This window comes from Gemelliphila sp. 1F1 (assembly GCF_056897515.1).
Window position 1 is genome coordinate 78,311 of record NZ_JBXHBE010000005.1, and the last position, 22,893, is coordinate 101,203.

Sequence of the window (22,893 nt, forward strand, 5' to 3'; positions counted from 1 at the left end):
TATCACTAGTTATTACAAATGTCAATATTAAAATTTAAAAAATATATCTTCTTGCATAGAAAATAAATAAATATATAAACTGTTGATATAACTGTATTTATGACTTTGTGATTTTAAAAAAGTATACGAAATGTATACGATTATCACAAAGATATATATTTTTTGAATTTCTCTGCTAGTTCTTCTTTTTTATTTTTAGTAACGTGCGTATAAATATTCATAGTTGTTGTTATGTTATTATGCCCTAAACGAATTTGAACATCTTTTAAGTCTGCACCGGCTTCAAATAATAAGCTAGCGTGAGTATGTCTAAAACCATGAATTGTTATTATTCTTAATTTTGGATATTTATTATATATACGTTTCAATTCATCATTAGGAAACGTTAGGTAATGAAAATTTTGCCTTTTATCACAAAATAACACATTGTTTTCGGTTGTATTTTTGTATTTTTTTAATATGTTTTTTGTAAAATCATCAAGACTTATTATCCTATTACTATATTTATTTTTAGGAGTACTTATTATAGGTTTTCCGTTTGTTCTAGAAAGAGTTTTGTTTATCATTATTGTTTCGTTTTCAAAATCTACGTCTTGCCAAGTTAAAGCTAATATTTCGCCCTTTCTTGCCCCAGTAAAAGCAAGCAAGTAAAATAATGCCTGAGTTCTTATTGGTTCATCTTCTATCTTATTTAGAAACTCTTTTAACTCTTGTTTGGAGTAGAAGTTATCTTTATTTTCTAATTCTTCTTTTTTATTTATTATTTTAACATATGTTACAGGATTATAATTTAATACTCTAATTTCTATTGCATACTTTATTATCATTGATAGTATAGATTTAAACTTTTTTATTGTACTATTTTTATAGTTAGTGGTTAGACTGTTTATAAAATCCTGTACAATGGGAGTTGTGATATCTTTTATTTTTATGTTATTAAAGTGATTTGCTATAGTCTGTAACATTTTTGTATTTGATATAATAGTTGAATCTTTTACACTTTTTTTATAAACATCAAACCACATGTTATATATATCCACAAATTTAGGTTCTTTTGAACGTGCTATTAAATTATTTTCTTGAAATTCATTTTGCATTTTTGCTATATATAATTTAGCGTCTTTTTTAGTTTTAAAACCAGCTTTATTTTTTCTGATTTCTTTATTTGTTATTGGATCTAATCCTAAATATAGATTAACTACTTTGTAATGTTTTTTTCCTTTTTTTTCATACTCTTTTATATTCATAAAAAAAATACGCTCCTTTCAAAATTTGCATTATTAAGAAACGTATAGTATAATATTAGTTGGTTAGACTAGTGTATTTAACTATACGCTATATAGACTCTTCCACTTTTGGCGAAGTGGGGGAGGTTTTTTATTTTATTTTTAAATATTTATCATACTGGCCCGGATTTATTCTTTGAGAAAAGAACATGTATTCTATCCCTTTTATAGGTTTACCAGCAGAATAATTTAAGTAATATTCTATTTTATTGTAATTTTTGTACATATCGGATATTTCATTAACATTATCATAGGTTAGTATCCATATCTTATCACACAATGATTTTTTTATGGTGTTGGCCAAACTTTTATGATTATCATGTCTGTAGAAATTAACGTATAACTCAGGTCCTTTATTGTAATAAGGCGGATCTAAAAATGTTAAAGAGTTTTTAGTTTTAGTAACGTTTTGTTTAATAAAGTTTTCCGCATCTTTATTGTATAGTTTTATTCTATTTTTGTACTTGGCCACGTCTTTTATTTTTTTTATTATACTAGTTTTATTAAATCTACAATCTAGTTTATAATTACCTTCTTGATTTAATCCTCCGATAACACCTGCTTTAATTATACCCGATCTATTCGTTCTATTAAGAAATAGTGTAGAAAAACCTATTTCTAATAAATTATCATTTTGTTCTTTATTCTTATTTATTTCTTTTTGTCTATGCCATTCTTCTATTGTTATTTTAGTATGTTCTATAAGGTATACTAATTCTTCAGTATGATTTAATACAGAGTACCAAAAAGCATATATAGCTTTATCGTAATCATTTATTATAATTTTTTTTACGTCGTTATGGAGTAATAATTTTATGGCCACACTACCTCCGCCTACAAATGGTTCAATATATGTGATACATTTATTTATTTGTATTAAATTCTTTACATATTCATACGTTTTATTTTTACTACCAGGATATCTTAATGGAGACATATTTTTACTCATAGCTAATCACCTCTGTTTAATTATAGCAGATTAATTTACTATTGGCCAGTATTTAATAATTTTTAGATTTAATATATTTACTTGTTTTTTCTATGGCTTCTTTTGTATATGAATAAAATTTTTCCAGCTCTTCTATATTATGTTCATAATAGAAATTAAATAGCTGAGTTTCAGTAATAAGTTCTTTTAAATCTATTTGGGTTTCATTTTTAAAATTAGATATAATATCTTTTATATCATTGTTCGATGTATTCTCTGTAATATTAATTTTGTTCAAAAAATTGTTTTCTAATTTAGAAGATGTTAAAATATTAAAATTAGTATGACTTAAATTATTCCAATAATTTCTGTATTTTTTATTTTTACATATATCATTCAATAATAAGTATATGTATGATTCTGGTGCTAAGAACTTAGGCAAATATATGAAATTTTTATTAATCTTTTGAGATTGACAACCAATACTGTTATTATTAATATATTTGTGTAAAAAATTACATTTGTTTTAGTTCTGGAATCACCGTCTAGAACTATGATAACTTGTCCGAAATACGAGTCTTTCTTAGGGAGTTCCTTTAAATTATCACATCCTAAATGAATCGGTATTATTTCATATTTAGGAAAATCTTTTTTTAAAATATCTTTAACAGTTGCAGCTAATGTTTTAAATATAAAATATGTGAAATCATCCTCGCAATATATCTTTGGGAGAGGTTTATATACATTTATTTTATCAAATAAATCTGCTTTCAAACTTATATAATCGTTATACTTTTGAAATCTAGGGTTATTGTAATCGATTAGATACGCTAATCTATAATCATTAGAATTTTCATTTTCCATATCAATTATTTTTTTTAAAATAGTTAAAGAGTGTGTAGTGATGAAAATTTGTAAATTTAATTCATTAGATGCTTCTTTTAAAAGATCTAATATGTTAACCTGTGCACTGGGATTTAGAGAAGAATCTAACTCATCTATACAAAGAATTCCACCTTGATATCCCTTAGGATCAGATATTTTTAAGTTATAAAAATCTGTTAATGCAGTTACTATATTACCTAAACTATCTTGTCCGACCGATTGGGTTTCTTCGTTACCGAATTTTAAATCAGTATAAATATTATTTTTCTTTGTTACAGATTTCTCCATTAATTTTATACTTTCTGCTTTATAATCAATGGAATTAGGGAGTACAAAATTATAATATTCTATAAATTTATCTTTCACTTTAAGATTATTTTCTTTTCGCATAACTTTTTTAGTTATTGTTGTTTCACCAACAGGATATAACCTAGATAATGTAGAAATAATAGTAGGTATTGGTATTCTAGCATCTGGTCCTATATTGTATTTTTCTTTAATAAATTCATTAACTTCTTTTACAGTATATTCATCATTATAAAAATATGTAGAATTTCTAGGAATTAATCTTATTGCTCTATTTCCCTTAGTATCATTTTTAAAACTCTGTCTCTTACTTATTATAACATTAGAGTTATCATGACCTATTTCTAAATGTGTTTCATAGTCTTTATAACTTTCGTTTTCAGAGATAGTAAAAAAATCATCGAAGAGAGGGTGAAAATTTCCAGAAGAAAATCTTTTGGTTTTTGTTCCAAAGTTAGCTGCAATTAAAGCCATCATATTTGATTTTCCTATACTGTTTTGTCCGGATATTACATTTATTCTTCTCCCTAAAGTCAGTTCTTGATCTTCGATTTTTCTAAATTTTTTAATATATAATTTTTTAGCGAAAAAAGACATCATTTACTCCTTTTATTAAAAATTTATTTATGCTATAATAAAAGAGAGTTTTCATTAGAAAATTTTTCAATCTTAACCATTACACTATGTCGCCAAACAGGAGTGTAGTGGTTTTTATTTTTTTAACTATTATATTGATTGTATCAGGGATGTTATTTAACTGCACTTGTTTTTGGTAATGCTTTAGTAGATGTTTTCATATTATTAACTTTTTTATTTTCTACTTTAGATTTTTTGTTTTCTGATTTTGGTGCTACATTAGTTTTATCTTCGTTACTTATTTTGTTTGCATTAGCAGTACTGATATCGTTAGGGTTTGTTGAAGGGGTATCAGATGACGAGTTTATATTAGTGTTGTCATCAATAATACCGTTATTATTCATAGCTTCATTTAAATAAGCATCAAATATTTTATCTCCTTCATTTTCATAGTAATTTAATAATTTTGTAGACCATTGATTGTACAACGAACCTTCTTCAAGGTCTGCTACTGGATCGCCACTAACTAATGCCATTTCAAATACACCTTCAGTAGTTACTTCGGCTAAATCAAAAATTTTTTTGACAGCTAATTCAGCTTTTTCTTCTGTACTAGCATTAGGTTTTACTTCTTCTAAGTATTCTTTAACTAATACTTTAGCTTTTTCATGAACTTTATCAACATATCTGTTGTAAATATTCTCATAATCATTGCTTTGTACGGCAAATGCAGTTTTATCAACGCTAACATTAGAGTACAATGGGCTTGATAATAGCCCTAAAGATAAAGCTGTTCCTATAATTAATTTAGATTTTTTCATAATAAAATCTCCTTTAAATTTTTATTTTGGCGTTCTTTTGAACATAATAGATAGCTAGTGCTATCTTAAATACCTCATTCGTTCTTCACATATTCTATAATCTAAATTATAGTTAATTGCAATAGTAGGAATGTGGTTTATTTCTTTTAACTCATCATCACTAATTATAAAATAACTAGCGAATAAGTCAGCTTCATTTTCATATTTTTGTGTGTTGTAGTATGTGTTATGTTTTAAAAAATGAATATTATAATCGTTATGTAGCATATAATGTCCTAATTCGTGAGCACAAGCATATAATTGCTCGTGATAAGGTAACTCACTATTGATATGTATAAACTTAAAATTTCCAATAGTGTGATAGAAGCCAGCTACATTTAATAATTTTGAATATATGATTTTAATATTCAAAGCGTGTGCTATTTCAAAAGGATTACTTGTTTGATGTTCTTTGATTAATTCTTTAGCAAGTTTCAAATTAGTTACTCCTTTCTGTTATTTTAGTAAAAAAAAGACACCTATAAAAAAGGTGTCTATAAATATTCCGGATATATTTTATGCCGCTCTACGCCCGGCTACAAAACTATTATATCATTTTCACCTTATGTTTAGCAATATTCTTTATTTAATTCTTTTTTAATTTTGTTTTGATATTCTATTGGTAGTACAGTTGAATTAATAGGGTCTAATGAGTTTACTTTATCCAATATTCTTCTTTTATCAATACTTCTTATAGAATCTAATCTAACATACGATTGTTTATTATATTTTTTGTACCATTCCATAATTTCTCTATATTTTTTGTAGTCTTCATCAATCCAATTGTTAATTAATTCGCTATTAACTTTTATTAATAGCTTATTTTTTGACAATATGTATTTGTTTAATAGTTCATCATAAATAGGAATTATTTCTCCTATTTTATGATTTTTATCTAAAAAATAAATTAATCTTCTAAAAGCCATCATATTAAGAAAGTCCTCAAATACATTTGATATCAAAGAAGATATAACAGAATAACCAATGTACAAATGTTTTCCTTTTTTGTTCTTTGATGTTAAAGGAAGTACGGTTATGTTTTTTGAATTCGAGTTATCTTTTTTACCAACTGTTATGGCAAAATGTTTCCCTCTAAATTCATAACCTTTAGTATCTCCAAAATCTACCATTACTATAGTTCCATATTCATAAACTCCAGTCATTTTTATTCCCCCTTATCATCCTCCTGTTTCTCCCTAAGAGATAATTCAACAATTTTCATAGCTTGTTGCATTGACATTAAAACAGCTTCTTTTGTTTCATCATCTAAAAGTTGACCTTTAAACATTAACGCTTGTTTCTGTTCTGCCAGTTCAGACATCATTTTTTCTAATTGAATACTTATGTCGGATTCTTGGTTTGAGTTTTTTTCTTCTATTAAGTCGGACTTTTCTATGTTAAAATAATCTGCTAATGTTTGTATTTTCCCCATTCTTGGAATAGCAATTCCTTGTGTCCAAGTGTTGAACGTCTGAGGTGATACGCCTATTCTTTTTGCGATTTCATTTTGAGGTAGGTTGCTTCTCTCTACCAAACGTTTTAGATTGGAGCTAAAAATTTCTTTTTGTCTATTGTCTTTCATAATTATCACCTCTTCTATATATTATCAAAAAAAAATTTAAATATCAATACTAAAAATCAATTTTTTTTTGAAAAAAGTATTGACATCAAATTAAATTTGATTTATAATAAAGATACAAAGTTAAGAAAGGAGGATAGACTTGAAAGATAAAATAAAAAAACTCAAGCACATTAACGACCAGCTTGAGTTAATAGAATCAATCTTAACCAAAATATTAAAAATAATAATATTAATAAGATTGTTTGTTTATCTAGTTGTAGGAGTTTAACTCCTACCTAGATTATATATTAATTCAAGTCTTAAGTCAACATATGAAAAAAGAAAATAAACTTACTATAAATATAGTAGCCAAGTCAATTAGTATAGTGGCTTTAATTGTTGCTATTATTTACGTAATAATTAGCTTCTTTTAATCATAGAAAATATCTACGAGGAGGGTGGTATAATGACAAAAATAACATTAAAAGCAGCACGAGTTAATGCTAATTTAACACAAGATGTAGTAGCGAAACTTATGAAAATTAGTAAAAATACTCTTGTTAGTTGGGAAAAAAACGAAACAGAACCTAGTGTAAATCAAGCAAGACAATTGTCAGAAATATATAATTATCCTTTGGATAATATAATTTTTTTAGAAAATAAATCAAATTAAATTTGATAACAAAAAATAAATTTAAATTAAGGAGGTGAAATTTATGTGGTATTTTCAAGGAGAAGATGCTATTACGCACACTTATTTAAATGGAGATACAGAAAAAGAAATTATAAAAGAGGTATGTTTAGTTTTTCAAAAATATGACTTATCTCTTATAGATATGCAACGTATTATGAGTGTTTTACCGATATATATAAGAGATAATTGTAAATTAGAAGTTCCTGCGGAATAATTCAGCAGCAATTCTAGAAAGTATTTCAGGTAACTCTATACTTTTTGGCGGAACTGGAGTTGAGTGATTGTTTCTAGTATAAGATGCAAAATTTAAATTAGTTTGCTCTTTATATACTTTATCCATATATTCATATTCTATAGTGCAAATTACATTTTGCAGAGAAGTCTTATTACTAGATAAACTGCTTGTAAAAGATTGATTGGGAGCGATATATACGTTTTGGTAATTGCAAAAAGGTTGGTCTGATACCAATAAGTTATCTTCGATATCGGGGTAAAAAGATATGTTTTTTATAACAGCCCCACTCTTTCCAAAATTTTTAATTACTAGAAAATGAGTTGTGATTTTTGTAATCTCTACACGCTCGTAAAATATAGTTATGTAAGGTCTATTTGCATCTTCTATAGATTTCTTAGTTAGTCTTAAACTAGATAGTGCAATCCATAAACTAACTCCACTTAAAAGTAAACTAGATATTATAGATATTAAAGATAATATATTTTCTGTACTCACATTGTTAATCTCCTTTCTATAGATTCTAATATTTCTATTAGTAAGGATATTATAACAATTATTAATGCTAAAAAACAACACAAATTTAAACTAATGAGATGAGGAGTTGAAAATAAACCGCGATAGATTTATGAGTTTAGGAATTACACCGCTTGAGGAGGAAACTATGGAAGAAAAAATTGATAATTTAATTAAATATTTAATAGATGAAGCATTAAAAAATAGTAATACATATGATGAAGCAATGTGGTACCTTGATAAAAATATGCCGCTTGACTCTGTTGCAACTGAGATAAAAAAAGAGGCTCGAAAACAAATCACTAGACTTGCTTTGAGCCAAAAAATTTAAATTTTATATTTCTGTAATTTTTACTACGGATTGAACAGAATATACTATATCAGGATTTTCTATATCAAAAAAATATAGACCATTAGTTAACATTGTTAAAAAGCTAGGAATTAATCCTGATTCGGAATGGCTCCATAAAGTAAAAGCATCACCAAGAACAGCTTGTTTATTGTTGTAAATAATGGTTCTAAAAGCTTGTTCTTCGTGAAAAATAACCTCTGTACCGTCAGAGAATGTTACTTTTATTTTTGGCATTATAATTCACCTCCTTTGAGGTAATTATATCATATAGAAAGGATAGGTTATGAGAGATTTCACACATATTATTAATTATTTAAAAACGAGAAAAGCACGTTATGATGCTTACAATGAAGTTAATAAAAGGAGATGAGAACAATGAGCATTTCAGTTGTTCTAACTGAAGAATATAAACAACAAATTTTTGAAGAATTGTTAGAACTTAATAGAAAAGCAGTTCAACAAGTCAAAGAAGAACAAATGCCTTTTAAAAGGTACCTTAATCAAAATGAGCTTATGAAGTTTTTTAATACTCATATTAGAGAAATAGAGAAGTGGAGAATGCATGGTCTTAGGAGAGTCCGAAAAGGTGGGAGTTGGTTATATGACATTCAAGAAGTTTACGAAGTTTTGGAAAAGTTAAAGGAGGTATAGTAATGAAAAAATTAAAAAAACAGAAATTAAATGCGATTTATATTGCCATTTTAACAACTGTAGTTTGTGCAATATTATGGACTAGTGCGGGGTGGAAAGATATTGTTTCAATAGCAATCATACCGCTTATAGTAATAGCATCGTTGTTTGACGAAAGATACGGGAGGCTTTTTTAAATAGTGGAGAATAATTGGACTATTGAAGAAGATATCTATTTATATAAATGTTGGGAGTTTTACACAGTTAGCGAATTAGCTAAGAAATTGAATAAATCTAAAGAGGATGTCAAGCAACGGATATTTGACCTTAAATTAAGACAAAATCCTGATGGAGTTTTACCAGCATATATATTCTTATTCATCATCACGATGTGGCACGGATTTACAGATGAAGTTATAGATATTCTTAGTAGGAAATTTAACGTAACTCAACAAAATATTAAATCAAAAATAAGACATGGAAAGCGCGGTTATGTAGATTTTACAAATAAAATAAAAAGCAACTGAACAAGTCAGTCACTAAAATAAAAGATTAATTAAATTATATCACAAGGAGGAAATAAATGGAACCACTAACTCGAGTAAGAAAAGTACAATCAATAAATAATTTAGATGATGTGATTAATGAGCATATTGGAGAATTAGAAAGTCAAGGAAAAATAATAAAACATATAAAATTCATAGATGAATGTGTAGCATTTATTATATACGAAATTAGAATATTAGCTGAATCAATAAAACCGGAGGTAAGTAGTTAATGGGAAAATGCAACAACACTAAAGAAATAATATTTAGGAAAAATAAATGTAATAGTGTAGCTCCATTTACTAAATTGAAAGAGTTAAAAAATAAAAGGAGAAAATTATGGTAAAAATAGTAAGTTTTCAAGCAGAGAACGTCAAAAGGATAAAAGCTGTAGAAATAAATCCTAATGATAAAGGATTAACTATTGTTGGTGGTAGGAATGGGCAAGGTAAGACAAGTATACTAGACAGTATCGCTTGGGCATTAGGCGGAAACAAAATGAAACCATCTAAAGCTAAAAGAGATGGTAGTGTAATTCCACCTACTATTAATATTACTTTATCTAATGGATTGAAAGTGGAAAGAAAAGGCACTAATAGTACACTTAAAGTTACTGATTTAAATGGCAATAAACAAGGTCAAGCATTATTGGATAGTTTTATTGAAGAATTAGCCATTAATTTACCTAAATTTATTGAAAGTAAAGATAATGAAAAAGCTAAAATATTACTACAAATTATAGGCGTAGGAGAAGAGTTAGCTAGATTAGAAATTGAAGAAAAAGAATTATACAATGAACGTCAAGCAATCGGACGTATCGCAGACCAAAAGAAGAAATTTGCCGCAGAACAACCTTTTTATGATGATGTACCACAAGAGTATATTAACGCAAGTGATCTAATTAAAGCACAACAAGAAATACTTGCTAGAAACGGAGAAAATCAACGTAAAAGAGACAAAGTAGCACAATTAACAAAGGAAAGTATATTTTTATCTAATAAAATTAATAGTTTAAAAGAAGAACTAGAAAAAACGCAACTTGAATATGATAGGGTATTAGATGATTTAGATATTGCAAATACTGATATCAAAGATTTAGTTGATGAAAGCACAGAAGAACTTGAACTTAACTTAAAAAATACAGAAGAAATAAATAGGAAAGTTCGAGCGAATAAAGATAGAGAAAAAGCGGAAGAAGATGCGGATAAATATAAACAAGATTATGATGAACTTACTGAAAAAATAGAAGATGTTAGAAAAGCGAAAGTAGACTTACTTACTAATGCAGATTTACCTTTACCTGGATTGTCTGTTGAAGATGGTAATTTAATATACAACGGGCAACGTTGGGATAATATGAGCGGTAGTGAACAATTAAAAGTGTCTACTGCGATTGTTAGAAAACTAAAACCAGATTGTCAATTTGTGCTTATCGATAAACTAGAACAAATGGATAATGATACATTAAAAGAATTTAACGAGTGGCTAATTAAAGAAGATTTACAAGCAATCGCAACGAGAGTATCAACTGGCGATGAATGCTCAATTATTATTGAAGATGGATATGTTAAAGAATTTAAAAATCCAAGTGAAGAAATAGCAGAGGGAAAATTTTCGCCGTCTAAAGATCAAGAAAATAATTTTAATTGGGAAGGAGGATTTTAATTATGCAAATTATAAAAGGTAAAAGAGCAAGAGCTCAAAGAGTAGTATTGTATGGAGTAGAAGGTATAGGTAAATCTACTTTTGCTGCAAATTTTCCAGATCCTTTGTTTATAGACACAGAAGGGTCTACTGACAACATGGATGTATCAAGATTAGAAAAACCTACTAGCTATGAAATGTTAAAACAACAATTAATATGGGTTAAATCTAATCCAACATGTTGTAAGACGTTGATTATAGATACTATTGACTGGGCAGAAGCTTTAGTCATTGAAAATATTTGTGCAAAATATAAAAAAACAGGTATAGAAGAATTTGGATATGGAAAAGGATATACCTATCTAAAAGAGGAAATGGGAAAAGTTTTGAATTTACTACAAGACATAATAGAAGTAGGTATAAACGTTGTACTAACAGCACATTCACAAATTAAACGATTTGAACAACCTGATGAAATGGGCGCTTACGATAGATGGGAATTAAAGCTTGGAAAACAAACCTCTCCATTAATTAAGGAATGGGCGGATATGGTTTTGTTCGCTAATTATAAAACAATAATAGTATCTAGTGAAAATAAGAAGAAAGCACAAGGTGGAGAAAGAATGTTATATACAACACACCATCCATCTTGGGACGCAAAAAATCGTCACGGATTGCCTGATGTAATTAAATTAGATTATAACGAAATAGCACATATATTCAATAATAGTAATTCTGATAACGAACTAAAACAAAAAACGAAACAAAAGGTAGAAGAAGTTTTTGAAGATATTATTGTAGAAGATGTAGAAAATATGGTCAACCCTTTTACAGAAGAAGAAAAACCTAGCAATATGCCACAAGGTTTGTGGGACTTAATGCAAAAAGATAATGTTACTATTTTGGATATTCAAAAACTTACCGCAAGCAAAAATATTGCACCAGTGGAGATGCCGATTGAGAATTATCCAGATGAGTATTTAAAATATATGGAAGCAAATTGGAGTGTAGCACTTCAAGAAATTAAAAATTTATAAATTATAGATAGGAGAATAAAAAAATGACAAATATTAATGAAATAGAATTAGATTGGGATAGCGAAATTTTAGAAGATGGTAGTAGTTTTACTTTATTAGATCCAGGAGAGTACGATTTTACAGTCGAGAAGTTTGAAAGGAAACTTTCTAAAAATGGTAATAAAATGGCAAAACTTACATTAAAAGTTACTGATGGAAATGTATCAACAACTGTTTTCGATAATTTAACATTAGTTAAAAGTGCCGAATGGAAGTTATCTAGTTTCTTTGGAGCGTTAGGTCTTAAAAAGAAAAATGAATCATTAAAAATGGATTGGCAAGCTATTTATGGAAAGACAGGTCGTTGTAAGATAAAAATTGAAGAATATGACAAAAAAGATGGAAATATTGGAGAAACTAACAGAATAGACGCTTATATTTATAAAGAAGATGTAACAAATAATAACAATGATAATACTGAAAAAGTTGTGCAAGGTAGTTTCCCAGAAGAAAAATCAGGATTTAGTGGCGGTTTTAACTTTGGTGAGTTCAAAGGTAATTAATTATGAAACTTAGACCCTATCAAACAGAAGCAATGTTAGATGTATTTAGTGAATGGGACAAGGGAGTTCGTAAAACTCTCTTAGTCCTACCCACTGGGTGCGGTAAGACTATTGTTTTCTCAAAAATAATTGAAGAACTAGTAAAACAAGGTAAACGAGTTTTAGTATTAGCACATAGAGCAGAATTGCTTGAACAAGCGTCAGATAAGTTGTTGAAAGCAACTGGTATAGGTAGTGCATTAGAAAAAGCAGAAAGTACCGCAAAAGATAGTTGGTTTAGGGTAACGGTTGGTAGTGTGCAGACTTTGCAGAGAGAAAAACGTCTTAAACAATACGATAAAAACTATTATGACGTTATTGTTATAGATGAAGCACATCACGCAGTATCTAATGGATATACTCAAATATTAGATTATTTTGATGAAAGTAAAGTGCTAGGAGTTACCGCTACTGCAGATAGAGCAGATAAGAAAAACTTAGGTACTGTTTTTGAAACATTAGCATACCAATATACTATTATCAAGGCGATAAAAGAAGGGTATTTAAGTCCGATAAAAGCACTAACTATACCATTAACACTTGATTTGAGTAATGTATCAATGAGTGCAGGGGATTTTAAAGCAAGTGAAGTATCTAGTGCGTTAGACCCATATTTAGAACAAATAGCTGATGAAATGAAAAAGCATTGTTTAAATAGAAAAACAGTAGTATTCTTGCCGTTAGTTTCTACCAGCAAGAAGTTTAGAGATATTTTGATAAAAAAAGGATTTAAAGCTGCAGAAGTAAACGGCGAAAGTGAAGATAGATCAGAAATTTTAAAAGATTTTGATAATGGAAAATACAATGTATTGTGTAATTCTATGTTGCTAACAGAGGGTTGGGATTGCCCTAGTGTTGATTGTGTAATCGTGCTTAGACCTACTAAAAGTAGAGGACTATATACACAAATGGTAGGGCGTGGCACAAGATTAGCACATAATAAACAAGATTTATTATTGCTAGATTTTCTATGGCACGTCGAAAAACATGAATTATGCAGACCTGCTTATCTGGTTTCTGATTCTCCAGAAGTTACTAAAAAAATGACGGAAAGATTAGAAGAAGTAACTGATATGGCATTTGATATTCTTGACGAATTAGAAGTATCAGAAAAAGAAGTGATTAAAGATAGAGAAGAAAGTTTGAAAAAAGAACTTGAAAAAATGCGCAAGAAAAAACGTGCATTAGTAGACCCACTTCAATTCGAAATGAGTATTGATGCCGAAGATTTAACAGGATATGTGCCATCATTTGGATGGGAAATGCAACCCGCAAGTAAAAAACAGATAGATACATTAGAGAAATTTGGAATATTTGCCGAAGAAGTAAGTAATGCAGGGAAAGCTGCTTTATTATTGGATAGACTTAATAAGAGACAAAACGAAGGTCTTTGCCGACCTAAACAAATAAGATTACTAGAAAGATATGGATTTAAAAAAGTAGGTCTTTGGACTTTTGATAGTGCAAGCAATATGATTAGTAGAATTGCAGCAAATGGTTGGAGAGTTCCAAGAGGTGTTAATCCAAGTGAATATATACCAGAATAATTAAAAGGAGTGATTTTAGATGAATGAAAAATTAAAAAAAGGAGATAAAGTATGGGTTGTTTGTGACAATAACCCTAACTTATCCCCTCTTAATACACTTGCTGTATTTAAGACAAAGAAAAACGCACTTGAATTTGTTGGTAAGTACGTTTGTCAATTAAACAAATCTACATACACAGGATACATCAATATTGTAGAAATGTCAATAGGTGTGTATGAAGAAGATAAAAAAATTCTAGGAACGGAGATAATAAAAAATGGAGAATAAACAAGATTTAATTAATCTTCTTAAATATATTAATCCTTCACTTTTAGATTATCAAGAATGGGTAAATGTTGGTATGGCACTTAAAGAAGAAGGCTATACAGTGTCTGATTGGGACTTATGGTCGCAATCTGATAGTAGTAGATATGTTCCTGGAGAATGTGAACGCAAGTGGATTGGTTTTAATAAGAGTAATTTATCTAAAGTAACTGGAGGAACTATTTACCATTTAGCTTGTGAACATGGATATCAACCTGTTTCTAATTTAGAAGATGTTGAACTTGATTGGGATAGTACTATTACTTATGATGCAAATTATAAATTTGTCGATAAAACTTGGATACAAGGTAAAGAAATTACCGAACCTAAATCGTGGAATCCAACAAGTGAAATTGTTAGATATTTAGAAACGCTGTTCCAACCAAATGAATATGTTGGATATTTGATGGAGTTTTTCGAGTTTGAAGATAAATCAAAAGGGACTATTTATAGACCTAAGAACAAAGGTCAATTCAGTAGGACAGCGGGTAAGTTAATTGATGAATTAAATAAATATAAAAATGATATAGGTGCGGTATTAGGAGATTATAACCCAAATGCAGGTGCGTATATTAGATTTAATCCACTCGATGGTAAAGATGTAAATGATACAAATATTACTGATTATAGATATGCATTAGTTGAAAGTGATGGAATTTCTATCGAAAAACAAAATGCCATTATGCGTGAGTTAGAATTACCTATTGCTTGTTTAGTATACAGCGGAGGTAAAAGTATTCACGCGATCGTTAAAATCAATGCTACAAGTTATCAAGAGTACAAAAAAAGAGTGGAATATTTATATAATGTTTGCGACAAAAATGATTTAAAAGTTGATAGACAAAATAAAAATCCATCTAGGTTTAGTAGAATGCCTGGTGTTGTTAGAAACGGTAAAAAACAATTCATTATTGATACTAATATAGGTAAGGAGTCATTTGAAGAGTGGCAAGAATATATTGAAGAACTAAATGATAATTTACCAGATTTTGAAAGTTTAGCAACTTATAAAGATAATATACCTGATTTAGCGCCAGAACTTATAAAAGGAGTGTTAAGACAAGGACATAAAATGCTTATTGCTGGTCCTAGTAAGGCAGGGAAATCTTTTGCATTAATGGAGTTATGTGTAGCTATTGCAGAAGGTAGTAAATGGCTAGGATTTGACGTTGTTCAAGGTAAGGTATTGTATGTCAATTTAGAATTAGATCATAATTCTTGTATTAATAGATTTAGTGAAATATACAAATCAATGGGATTTGGTAATAGTAATTGGAATAATATTCAAATGTGGCCGCTAAGAGGTAGGACAGTTCCAATGGATAAGTTAGCTCCAAAATTGATTAGGCGAGCAGTTAAAGAGAAATTTGCAGCAATTATTATTGACCCTATATATAAGGTATTAACTGGAGATGAGAATAGTGCTGACCAAATGGCTCACTTTACTAATCAATTTGATAAAGTAGCTACTGAACTTGGATGTAGTGTTATTTATTGTCATCACCATTCTAAAGGTACTCAAAATGGTAAAAAGTCAATGGATAGGGCTAGTGGTAGTGGAGTATTTGCACGCGATCCAGACGCATTACTAGATTTAATTGAGCTAGAGATAACAGATGAACTTATGGAGCAACAAAGAAATGAAGAGTTAGCAAAAGTTTACTGTGCAACTTTAGAGAGATTTAACAATAAGTATTATACAAGTAAAGTAACTATTGATGATACTTACAGTGAAAGCAAAATGAAAAACCATTGTTCTATCGCTTTTAAAAATCAAGAAGATGCCAAAAGTATACTGATAGATAGAATAAAAGAAGTAGAAAATATGTTGACAAATAGGACTGCTTGGCGCGTTGAAAGTATTCTGCGTGAATTTCCTAAGTTCAAACCTATAAATTGTTGGTTTAATTACCCTATACATAGTGTTGATAATACTGGAATACTAGCAGATATTAAACTTGTAGACGATAAACCAAATTGGAAAAAAGCTCAAAACTCTAAAAAAACAAAAGAAGAATTAATCAAAGAACGCAACGAAAAATTAGAAACTGCTTATAGTGCGTTATTGATAGATGGGGTAGTTAAAACAGAAGATATAAGAAAATATTTAGGTGTTAAAAGTACTAAAACTGTAGAGAATTATATCAATGAACACGATAAATTTACCCACGAAAAAGGTATAGTTGTTAAGTTAGAAAATTAGGGAAAAAAAGAAAAGATAAGAAGTTTTTCTAGTTTTCCGAAAGAAAAAGTTATAAATTTTCCTTACTTTTTCCGAAAGAAAAGTTGTTTTTCCTTACTTTTTCTTTTCCGAAAAAGTTATACTTTTCCTTACTTTTTCCGAAAAGAAAAGCACTACATATACTACGTATATGTATATAGGGTTTTCTTTCTCAAGAAAAAGAGAAAAGGAAAAGGGGCTTATGAGCTTGCCCCTTTATCCTTTATCTCTACTTTTTCTAAAAGCACTGTTTCTCAAAAAATATAAATAATAATTATTTCGATTTAGGAAAAGGAGAATATTTATGGTATTAGAATTTTTCATTCCACTAAAAGAAATACCTACTGTGACTCATCAACAAAAAAGAGTTGGGGGTAAAAGTAAAAATGGCAAAACTATTTTTTACGAAGATGAAAGGTTGAGTGGAGCTAGAGAATTGTTTATGAGCAGACTTCATAATTTTAAGCCTAAAACCCCATTAACAGGTAATATCGAGCTAATAACTACTTGGTGTTTTTCAGAAACTAAAAATAAAAAACACGGAACACCTATGGTCGATACTCCAGATTTAGACAATATTCAAAAATTGTTTAATGACTGTCTTACTAAAAGTGGTTTTTGGAAGGACGATAAACAGGTGTTTAGGATGATACTTGAAAAATATCATAGTGAAGTAGTGGGGATTAGAATTAAGATAAGGGAGGTAGAATGACTAAAGAATTTAGTAAAATATCAAAAATTAGAAGATTAGAAAATCTATTAAAAGAAGCTATTGAAATACTAGAGGATTATACATTTTTTAAAAATGGAAAGATGATGGCTATTGTATTATCTTATGTTTTAGAGAAATTAAGAGAGGAGAACAAGAAATGAAACCTTGGGAAAAATTTGAAGATACTTATAAAACGATTAATGGATACATTTGTAAGATTAGGAAAAATGATTTTGATTGTTTGTGCGGATATGTATTTATCCCAAAAGAAAATAGAGCATATAATGAATTAGAACAGTATTCAGAAGATATTGAATGCCACGGCGGTATCACATACGATGAATTTGGAAAACTTGGAGATACAGAATATCGTGTAATTGGATTTGATTGTGCACATTCTTGTGATTATGTACCAGCCTTTGATAAAGATTCTCCTAAGCTTAACAAAGGAAAAGTATGGAGAGATGAAGAATATGTTGAAAATGAACTTGTTGAAATTATAGAGCAATTATCAGAAATAGATCCATATCCTGAGTATATTGCAAGATTATTGGGTAGGGATTAAAAATGTACTTAGGACAAGCAAGACCTACTGATAATGTTAAGCATCAGAATATATACACTAATTCAATATTAGATGAGTTAAAGGATAACATAAGAAACAGAACTTATCCTAATTACAAATTTAAGCAAGAGCATCTAAGAATGCTTAATAAGATTAAGAATGATTTGAGGAGGATGGAGGATTGAAGAATCATGCGGTAATAACTGGCGGTAAAGGTATCAGAGAAAGAGTTGAATATGACTTTTATGCGACACCAGAAAATGCAACTAGATTGTTTTTAAAAAACCATAAATTGAAAGGGACTAATTCAATATTAGAACCTGCTTGTGGACAAGGTCATATCTCAGAAGTATTAAAAGAACATTTCCCAAACGCAAATATTATATCAACAGATTTAGTCGATAGAGGATATGGGATTGGAGGAGTAGATTTTTTGAAAGATAGATTTGACAAAGTGGAAACTGTAATTACTAATCCGCCTTTCAAAATAGCTGTAGATTTTATTAAGAAAGCTTTGGAAATTGCGACAAAAGAAGTTGTAATGTTTGCTAAAATTCAATTTTTAGAAACAGAGAATAGAGCTAAATTATTTAGTGAAACACCTTTAAGATATGTATATGTTCATAGTAAAAGAGTAAGTCCTATGAGAAATGGCGAGCGAGTAAATGAGCAAGGAAAACCTTGGTCAAGTGCAATGTGTTTTGCCTGGTATGTTTTTGAAAAAGGTTATACAGGCGAGCCTATTGTGAGATTTTTAATATAAAAATTAGGAGAGGAGTGGAATAAGTGAAACGAGATGATGTTGCTTTATTTATGATCGTATTATTAAGTACATTACTAGTAGTCCTTTTTATTATAGGTATAAATTTACAAACTACTGTGGATGAATTAAAAAACGAAAATGAGAGATTAAAAATGGAAATTAGATTGTTACGCTTTAGGGATGACATCAACACTAAACACATTGAAAAATTGCATTTATTAGGTGGAGAAGAGCTTATGAAAAAAGTTTATGCAGAACACGCAAAGGAGGACAAATAATGGGTTATAATTTGCAAAAAGATAGAAATAGAAAAAGACAAAAGTTGAAAAAAGCTAGATACATTAATGGTTTAATTGAGTCAAATAATGAAGAGTTGAAGAAATTAAGGCTTATATCTGAAAGTGTTCGAGGGACTAATTATTTTAGTAAAGAATCAAAATCTTTAAATAGAGTAAAAGGTAGGGATTTTGAAGTAGTTGAAGATATTGTTTTGTTAGAAAATAAAATTCAAGAAGATAATAATAAGTTAATATCAGCTAAAAAAGAAGTAAAAGAGCTTATTGATACAGTAGTAGATTATGAATGTAAACTACTTTTACAGTATTACTATTTGAACTGTAAAGATTGGAGAGAAATAGAGCACTTATTCGGCCGTGGAAGAGATAGTTTGAATAAGATACATGCAAGAGGTATTGATATGATACGTATTTAGCATTTATTTACAGATTTTTACATAACTTTACACGTTTTTACATAACGATACATACAATTACATAGGGGTCTATGATATAATGGTATCATGTAGAAATTAAACACATTGCTACATTTTTCATAAAAGTATCCTTTTTATTAAATAATTTAGTTTTGAGGCAACCGAGAGGTTGTCTTTTTTAATGCAAAAATAGAGAAAGTAGGTGGTGGAAAATTGAATAAATTGACGTTAAAGCAACAACGTTTTGCAGATGAGTACATCATCTGTGGGAATGCTACGGCTGCTGCGATAAAGGCTGGATATAGTAAGAAAACAGCTGGCAGAATAGGCGAGCAAAACTTGAAAAAACTTGATATAAAAAACTATATAGCAGAACGACTCAAAAAGTTAGAATCCGAAAAAACTGCAACTCAAGACGAAGTACTGCAGTATTTAACATCTGTAATGAGAGGAGAACAAACAGAACAAATTCTTAGGGGAGAGGGTGAAGGGTATCAATCTATTATTGATATTGATGTAAGTGCTAAAGATCGGATAAAAGCAGCCGCTTTACTTGATAAGATATTAAGTTCAGGTAATCCAGCATCTAGTTCAAATAATGATATACAGATTGTTGATAGGTGGATAGATGGTTAAAATATTTGATGTTCAGAAAAATATCAACCCTAATTTTAAAAGTGTTTGGTTGACTGATAGACCATATAATGTATTAAAAGGCGGACGTAACTCATTTAAAAGTTCAGTTATTGCATTAAAACTTATTTATGATTTAGTACCTTTTTTGAATAAAACAGAGAAAGCGAATATTGTAGTAATTAGAAAGGTTGCTAATACTATTCGAGATAGTGTTTATAATAAAATGCAATGGGCTATTAATACGATAGGTTTATCAAATAGATTTAAGTCAACAGTAAGTCCGTTCAAAATAACCGACTTAGTAACGGGATCCTCTATATATTTTTACGGTCAAGACGATTTCCAAAAATTAAAATCTAATGATATAAATAACATAATAGCTGTTTGGTATGAGGAAGCTGCAGAATTTGATAGCTACGAAGAATTTGACCAAACGAATATTACTTTTATGAGACAGAAGCATAACTTAGTAGATTTTGTAAAATTTTATTGGAGTTATAACCCTCCTAGAAACCCTTATAATTGGATAAATGAGTGGGTGGAACTTGTAAAAGATGATGATAATTACTTAGTTCATGAGTCAAGTTATTTAGATGATGAATTAGGATTTGTAACCGAACAGATGCTAGCGGATATTGAGCGCATTAAGACAACGGATTTTGACTATTACCGTTATATTTATTTAGGAGAGCCGGTAGGTTTTGGTAACAATGTTTATAATATTAATACTTTCAAGAAAATTACCGAGTTGCCTGAAGATGATAAGATACTAGGTTTATGTTATGCGCTTGATACAGGGCACCAACAAAGTGCTACAGCTTGTCTGTGTATAGCAATAACAGCTAGAAAGAAAGCAATATTGTTAGATACCCTGTATTATGACCCTAGTAATAAAGCTAGAAAGAAAGCACCTAGCGAGTTATCTACGGATATACGTAATTTTGTATTAAGTAATACTAAAAAATATCAAAAGCCAACCTTAAAAAAGACCATTGATAGTGCAGAGGGTGCATTGCGTAATCAATATTTTTATGATTATGGTGTAAGGTGGCATCCTGTTGCAAAAAGAAAAAATCAAACTATGATAGATATGGTTACATCTTTACTAGCTAAAGGTGTTTTTTATTATTTAGATATAGACAACAATAAAATATTTATTGAAGAACATAAAACGTACAGATATGACGAGAAGTCTTTGAATACATCCGAGCCTAAAGTTGTAAAAGAGGACGATCATACTGTTGATGCTTTTAAATATTTTGTGCTAGATAACGCTAGTCTATTAGGATTAAAGGTGTAAAGATGAGAGTAATAGAGATAATTAAGAATTTTTTTAAAAGGAGTAGATACGCTATGACAAGCGATAATTTAACTAACATTTTAGATCACCCTAAAATACCTGTTACAAAAGATGAGTACAATAGAATTTTAGATAATTTAAAATACTTTAACAGTACGTTTAAAGATATACAATTCTTAAATTCAATGGGTGATACTAGAAGCAGAAAATTTAATCATCTACCTATCGCAAAAACGGCGTGTAAAAAGATTGCAAGTTTAATTTATAACGAACAAGCGGAAATAGTGGTAGATGATACTGTTACTAACGAATTTATTAATAACATATTGTTAAATGATAATTTTAATAAGAATTTTGAAAGATATTTAGAAAGTTGTTTAGCGCTGGGTGGAATAGCTATGCGACCTTACTTTAATGGTAAAGAGATTAAGATTGCATTTATCCAAGCACCAGTATTTTTCCCTTTGCAAAGCAATACTCAAGATGTATCTAATGCGGCAATAGTTACTAAGACTGTTAAGAGTGAAGGTAGAAATAATAAATACTACACGCTAATTGAATTTCATGAATGGCAAGGAGATAATTATATAATTACAAACGAGTTATATGTTTCTAGCAATTCAGAAACAATTGGAACTAGAACGCTATTAACTGATTTGTATGACGATTTAGAAGAGAATGTAGTTATAAGAGGGTTAAGTCGACCGCTATTTACGTATTTAAAACCTGCAGGTATGAATAATAAAGATATTAATAGTCCGTTGGGTTTGAGTATTTATGACAATGCAAAAACCACAATAGATTTTATAAATAGAACTTTTGATGAATTTATGTGGGAAATTAGAATGGGGCAACGCAGGGTGGCCGTTCCAGAAAATCTAACAGCTTTGAATGTTCATAAATTAAATGGCGAGGTAGTTTTAAAACCTAGATTTGAAACTGACCAGAATGTATTTGTCCAGATAACTACTGGAGATATGGACTCACAAAAAATTACGGATTTAACTACTCCTATAAGGGCTGATGATTATGTCAAGTCTATAAATAAAGGCTTAAGTTTATTTGAAATGCAAATAGGTGTATCTAGTGGGATGTTTAGCTTTGATGGTAAATCAATGAAAACCGCAACAGAGATAGTTAGCGAGAATAGTGATACATATCAAATGCGTAACAGTTTAGCATCACTTGTAGAACATAGTATAAAAGAATTAGTAGTTAGTATTTGTGAATTAGGTAAAGCAGTCAATATATATTATGGTAATATTCCTGAATTAGACGAAATAAGCGTAAATCTTGATGACGGGGTGTTTACTGACAGAAATGTTGAACTGGAATATTGGACTAAAGCGTTAGCTAGCGGAATTGTTAGTAAGCATTATGCTATTGAAAAAATTCTAGGCATTACAGAATCAGAAGCTTTTGAAATGTTAAATAAAATAAAAGAAGAACAACAACCTATTTTAGATAACACTGACCAAGATATATACGGAGATGATTAAT

The 22,893-nt window shown here is 29.1% G+C and carries 33 protein-coding genes; 23 read left to right on the top strand and 10 right to left on the bottom strand.

Annotation, left to right across the window (positions count from 1 at the left end; genetic code table 11):
• Nucleotides 1-143 precede the first annotated feature (143 nt).
• The 8 genes from AC1XWJ_RS05790 to AC1XWJ_RS05825 form a co-directional block, all read right to left on the bottom strand.
• The gene (locus AC1XWJ_RS05790; protein WP_483334940.1) at nucleotides 144-1,247 is read right to left on the bottom strand and encodes a tyrosine-type recombinase/integrase; all 1,104 of its coding nucleotides are present in this window, start codon (nucleotides 1,245-1,247) and stop codon (nucleotides 144-146) included.
• A gap of 130 nt (nucleotides 1,248-1,377) precedes the next feature.
• The gene (locus AC1XWJ_RS05795; RefSeq protein ID WP_483334941.1) at nucleotides 1,378-2,235 is read right to left on the bottom strand and encodes a DNA adenine methylase; all 858 of its coding nucleotides are present in this window, start codon (nucleotides 2,233-2,235) and stop codon (nucleotides 1,378-1,380) included.
• Between the two features lie 52 nt (nucleotides 2,236-2,287).
• On the bottom strand, nucleotides 2,288-2,512 hold the full coding sequence (locus AC1XWJ_RS05800) for a hypothetical protein (protein ID WP_483334942.1): 225 nt from the start codon (nucleotides 2,510-2,512) through the stop codon (nucleotides 2,288-2,290).
• A 128-nt stretch (nucleotides 2,513-2,640) separates the two neighbouring features.
• Complete coding sequence (locus tag AC1XWJ_RS05805) at nucleotides 2,641-4,002, bottom strand: AAA family ATPase (protein WP_483334943.1); 1,362 nt, start codon at nucleotides 4,000-4,002, stop codon at nucleotides 2,641-2,643.
• Nucleotides 4,003-4,154: 152 nt separating this feature from the next.
• Nucleotides 4,155-4,802, bottom strand: a complete 648-nt coding sequence (locus AC1XWJ_RS05810) for a hypothetical protein (protein ID WP_483334944.1) — start codon at nucleotides 4,800-4,802, stop codon at nucleotides 4,155-4,157.
• A 60-nt stretch (nucleotides 4,803-4,862) separates the two neighbouring features.
• Nucleotides 4,863-5,279 (bottom strand): ImmA/IrrE family metallo-endopeptidase, encoded by a 417-nt coding sequence (locus tag AC1XWJ_RS05815; protein WP_483334945.1) that lies wholly within the window; start codon nucleotides 5,277-5,279, stop codon nucleotides 4,863-4,865.
• 131 nt (nucleotides 5,280-5,410) lie between these two features.
• Nucleotides 5,411-6,004, bottom strand: coding sequence for a type II toxin-antitoxin system PemK/MazF family toxin (locus tag AC1XWJ_RS05820; protein WP_483334946.1), 594 nt, complete (start codon nucleotides 6,002-6,004; stop codon nucleotides 5,411-5,413).
• Between the two features lie 2 nt (nucleotides 6,005-6,006).
• Entirely contained in the window at nucleotides 6,007-6,423 is a 417-nt protein-coding gene (locus AC1XWJ_RS05825) for a helix-turn-helix domain-containing protein (RefSeq protein ID WP_483334947.1), read from the bottom strand.
• A gap of 445 nt (nucleotides 6,424-6,868) precedes the next feature.
• Between AC1XWJ_RS05825 and AC1XWJ_RS05830 the strand changes: the two genes are divergently transcribed.
• Together AC1XWJ_RS05830 and AC1XWJ_RS05835 are read left to right on the top strand one after the other, a co-directional pair.
• Nucleotides 6,869-7,075, top strand: coding sequence for a helix-turn-helix transcriptional regulator (locus AC1XWJ_RS05830; protein WP_483334948.1), 207 nt, complete (start codon nucleotides 6,869-6,871; stop codon nucleotides 7,073-7,075).
• A 43-nt stretch (nucleotides 7,076-7,118) separates the two neighbouring features.
• Nucleotides 7,119-7,310 (top strand): hypothetical protein, encoded by a 192-nt coding sequence (locus tag AC1XWJ_RS05835; protein ID WP_483334949.1) that lies wholly within the window; start codon nucleotides 7,119-7,121, stop codon nucleotides 7,308-7,310.
• Here the strand turns inward: AC1XWJ_RS05835 and AC1XWJ_RS05840 are convergent.
• Entirely contained in the window at nucleotides 7,290-7,826 is a 537-nt protein-coding gene (locus AC1XWJ_RS05840; RefSeq protein WP_483334950.1) for a hypothetical protein, read from the bottom strand. The two genes, AC1XWJ_RS05835 and AC1XWJ_RS05840, sit on opposite strands and share 21 nt — an antisense overlap.
• 106 nt (nucleotides 7,827-7,932) lie before the next feature.
• Here AC1XWJ_RS05840 and AC1XWJ_RS05845 point away from each other — a divergent pair, with 106 nt between their 5' ends.
• Nucleotides 7,933-8,175, top strand: coding sequence for a hypothetical protein (locus AC1XWJ_RS05845; protein WP_483334951.1), 243 nt, complete (start codon nucleotides 7,933-7,935; stop codon nucleotides 8,173-8,175).
• Nucleotides 8,176-8,178: 3 nt separating this feature from the next.
• Here AC1XWJ_RS05845 and AC1XWJ_RS05850 read toward each other — a convergent pair whose 3' ends face one another.
• Entirely contained in the window at nucleotides 8,179-8,430 is a 252-nt protein-coding gene (locus AC1XWJ_RS05850; RefSeq protein ID WP_483334952.1) for a hypothetical protein, read from the bottom strand.
• Between the two features lie 141 nt (nucleotides 8,431-8,571).
• On the opposite strand from AC1XWJ_RS05850, the gene AC1XWJ_RS05855 reads away from it, so the two are divergent.
• The 20 genes from AC1XWJ_RS05855 to AC1XWJ_RS05950 all read left to right on the top strand — a co-directional run bounded on the left by AC1XWJ_RS05855 (nucleotide 8,572) and on the right by AC1XWJ_RS05950 (nucleotide 22,892).
• The gene (locus AC1XWJ_RS05855) at nucleotides 8,572-8,847 is read left to right on the top strand and encodes a hypothetical protein (RefSeq protein ID WP_483334953.1); all 276 of its coding nucleotides are present in this window, start codon (nucleotides 8,572-8,574) and stop codon (nucleotides 8,845-8,847) included.
• Nucleotides 8,848-8,849: 2 nt separating this feature from the next.
• Nucleotides 8,850-9,023, top strand: a complete 174-nt coding sequence (locus AC1XWJ_RS05860; RefSeq protein WP_483334954.1) for a hypothetical protein — start codon at nucleotides 8,850-8,852, stop codon at nucleotides 9,021-9,023.
• A 3-nt stretch (nucleotides 9,024-9,026) separates the two neighbouring features.
• Nucleotides 9,027-9,353 carry a hypothetical protein gene (locus AC1XWJ_RS05865; RefSeq protein WP_483334955.1) on the top strand — a complete coding sequence of 109 codons (327 nt, stop codon included), beginning with the start codon at nucleotides 9,027-9,029 and terminating at the stop codon, nucleotides 9,351-9,353.
• A 56-nt stretch (nucleotides 9,354-9,409) separates the two neighbouring features.
• Nucleotides 9,410-9,604 carry a hypothetical protein gene (locus tag AC1XWJ_RS05870; protein WP_483334956.1) on the top strand — a complete coding sequence of 65 codons (195 nt, stop codon included), beginning with the start codon at nucleotides 9,410-9,412 and terminating at the stop codon, nucleotides 9,602-9,604.
• Between the two features lie 106 nt (nucleotides 9,605-9,710).
• The gene (locus AC1XWJ_RS05875; RefSeq protein WP_483334957.1) at nucleotides 9,711-11,036 is read left to right on the top strand and encodes an AAA family ATPase; all 1,326 of its coding nucleotides are present in this window, start codon (nucleotides 9,711-9,713) and stop codon (nucleotides 11,034-11,036) included.
• Between the two features lie 2 nt (nucleotides 11,037-11,038).
• Entirely contained in the window at nucleotides 11,039-12,052 is a 1,014-nt protein-coding gene (locus AC1XWJ_RS05880) for an ATP-binding protein (protein WP_483334958.1), read from the top strand.
• 23 nt (nucleotides 12,053-12,075) lie between these two features.
• A complete protein-coding gene (locus tag AC1XWJ_RS05885) occupies nucleotides 12,076-12,594 on the top strand; it encodes a DUF669 domain-containing protein (RefSeq protein ID WP_483334959.1) in 519 nt (172 codons plus the stop codon).
• 2 nt (nucleotides 12,595-12,596) lie between these two features.
• Nucleotides 12,597-14,180, top strand: a complete 1,584-nt coding sequence (locus tag AC1XWJ_RS05890; RefSeq protein WP_483334960.1) for a DEAD/DEAH box helicase — start codon at nucleotides 12,597-12,599, stop codon at nucleotides 14,178-14,180.
• A gap of 19 nt (nucleotides 14,181-14,199) precedes the next feature.
• Nucleotides 14,200-14,448: a hypothetical protein gene (locus AC1XWJ_RS05895; RefSeq protein WP_483334961.1), complete on the top strand. Its 249-nt coding sequence runs from the start codon at nucleotides 14,200-14,202 to the stop codon at nucleotides 14,446-14,448.
• Entirely contained in the window at nucleotides 14,438-16,687 is a 2,250-nt protein-coding gene (locus AC1XWJ_RS05900; RefSeq protein ID WP_483334962.1) for an AAA family ATPase, read from the top strand. Before AC1XWJ_RS05895 ends, AC1XWJ_RS05900 begins: the two co-directional genes overlap by 11 nt.
• A 322-nt stretch (nucleotides 16,688-17,009) precedes the next feature.
• Nucleotides 17,010-17,417, top strand: coding sequence for a RusA family crossover junction endodeoxyribonuclease (locus AC1XWJ_RS05905; protein ID WP_483334963.1), 408 nt, complete (start codon nucleotides 17,010-17,012; stop codon nucleotides 17,415-17,417).
• Nucleotides 17,414-17,578, top strand: coding sequence for a hypothetical protein (locus tag AC1XWJ_RS05910; RefSeq protein WP_483334964.1), 165 nt, complete (start codon nucleotides 17,414-17,416; stop codon nucleotides 17,576-17,578). Before AC1XWJ_RS05905 ends, AC1XWJ_RS05910 begins: the two co-directional genes overlap by 4 nt.
• A complete protein-coding gene (locus AC1XWJ_RS05915; protein WP_483334965.1) occupies nucleotides 17,575-17,982 on the top strand; it encodes a hypothetical protein in 408 nt (135 codons plus the stop codon). Before AC1XWJ_RS05910 ends, AC1XWJ_RS05915 begins: the two co-directional genes overlap by 4 nt.
• Nucleotides 17,983-17,984: 2 nt before the next feature.
• Complete coding sequence (locus tag AC1XWJ_RS05920; protein ID WP_483334966.1) at nucleotides 17,985-18,167, top strand: hypothetical protein; 183 nt, start codon at nucleotides 17,985-17,987, stop codon at nucleotides 18,165-18,167.
• Nucleotides 18,164-18,745, top strand: a complete 582-nt coding sequence (locus tag AC1XWJ_RS05925) for a class I SAM-dependent methyltransferase (protein ID WP_483334967.1) — start codon at nucleotides 18,164-18,166, stop codon at nucleotides 18,743-18,745. The genes AC1XWJ_RS05920 and AC1XWJ_RS05925 overlap by 4 nt, the downstream gene beginning before the upstream one ends.
• A gap of 23 nt (nucleotides 18,746-18,768) precedes the next feature.
• The gene (locus tag AC1XWJ_RS05930) at nucleotides 18,769-19,023 is read left to right on the top strand and encodes a hypothetical protein (RefSeq protein ID WP_483334968.1); all 255 of its coding nucleotides are present in this window, start codon (nucleotides 18,769-18,771) and stop codon (nucleotides 19,021-19,023) included.
• Nucleotides 19,023-19,457 carry a hypothetical protein gene (locus AC1XWJ_RS05935; protein ID WP_483334969.1) on the top strand — a complete coding sequence of 145 codons (435 nt, stop codon included), beginning with the start codon at nucleotides 19,023-19,025 and terminating at the stop codon, nucleotides 19,455-19,457. Before AC1XWJ_RS05930 ends, AC1XWJ_RS05935 begins: the two co-directional genes overlap by 1 nt.
• 213 nt (nucleotides 19,458-19,670) lie before the next feature.
• Nucleotides 19,671-20,093 carry a terminase small subunit gene (locus AC1XWJ_RS05940; RefSeq protein WP_483334970.1) on the top strand — a complete coding sequence of 141 codons (423 nt, stop codon included), beginning with the start codon at nucleotides 19,671-19,673 and terminating at the stop codon, nucleotides 20,091-20,093.
• Nucleotides 20,086-21,393, top strand: coding sequence for a PBSX family phage terminase large subunit (locus tag AC1XWJ_RS05945; protein ID WP_483334971.1), 1,308 nt, complete (start codon nucleotides 20,086-20,088; stop codon nucleotides 21,391-21,393). The genes AC1XWJ_RS05940 and AC1XWJ_RS05945 overlap by 8 nt, the downstream gene beginning before the upstream one ends.
• Nucleotides 21,394-21,446: 53 nt before the next feature.
• Nucleotides 21,447-22,892 (top strand): phage portal protein, encoded by a 1,446-nt coding sequence (locus AC1XWJ_RS05950; protein ID WP_483334972.1) that lies wholly within the window; start codon nucleotides 21,447-21,449, stop codon nucleotides 22,890-22,892.
• Nucleotide 22,893: the final 1 nt, after the last annotated feature.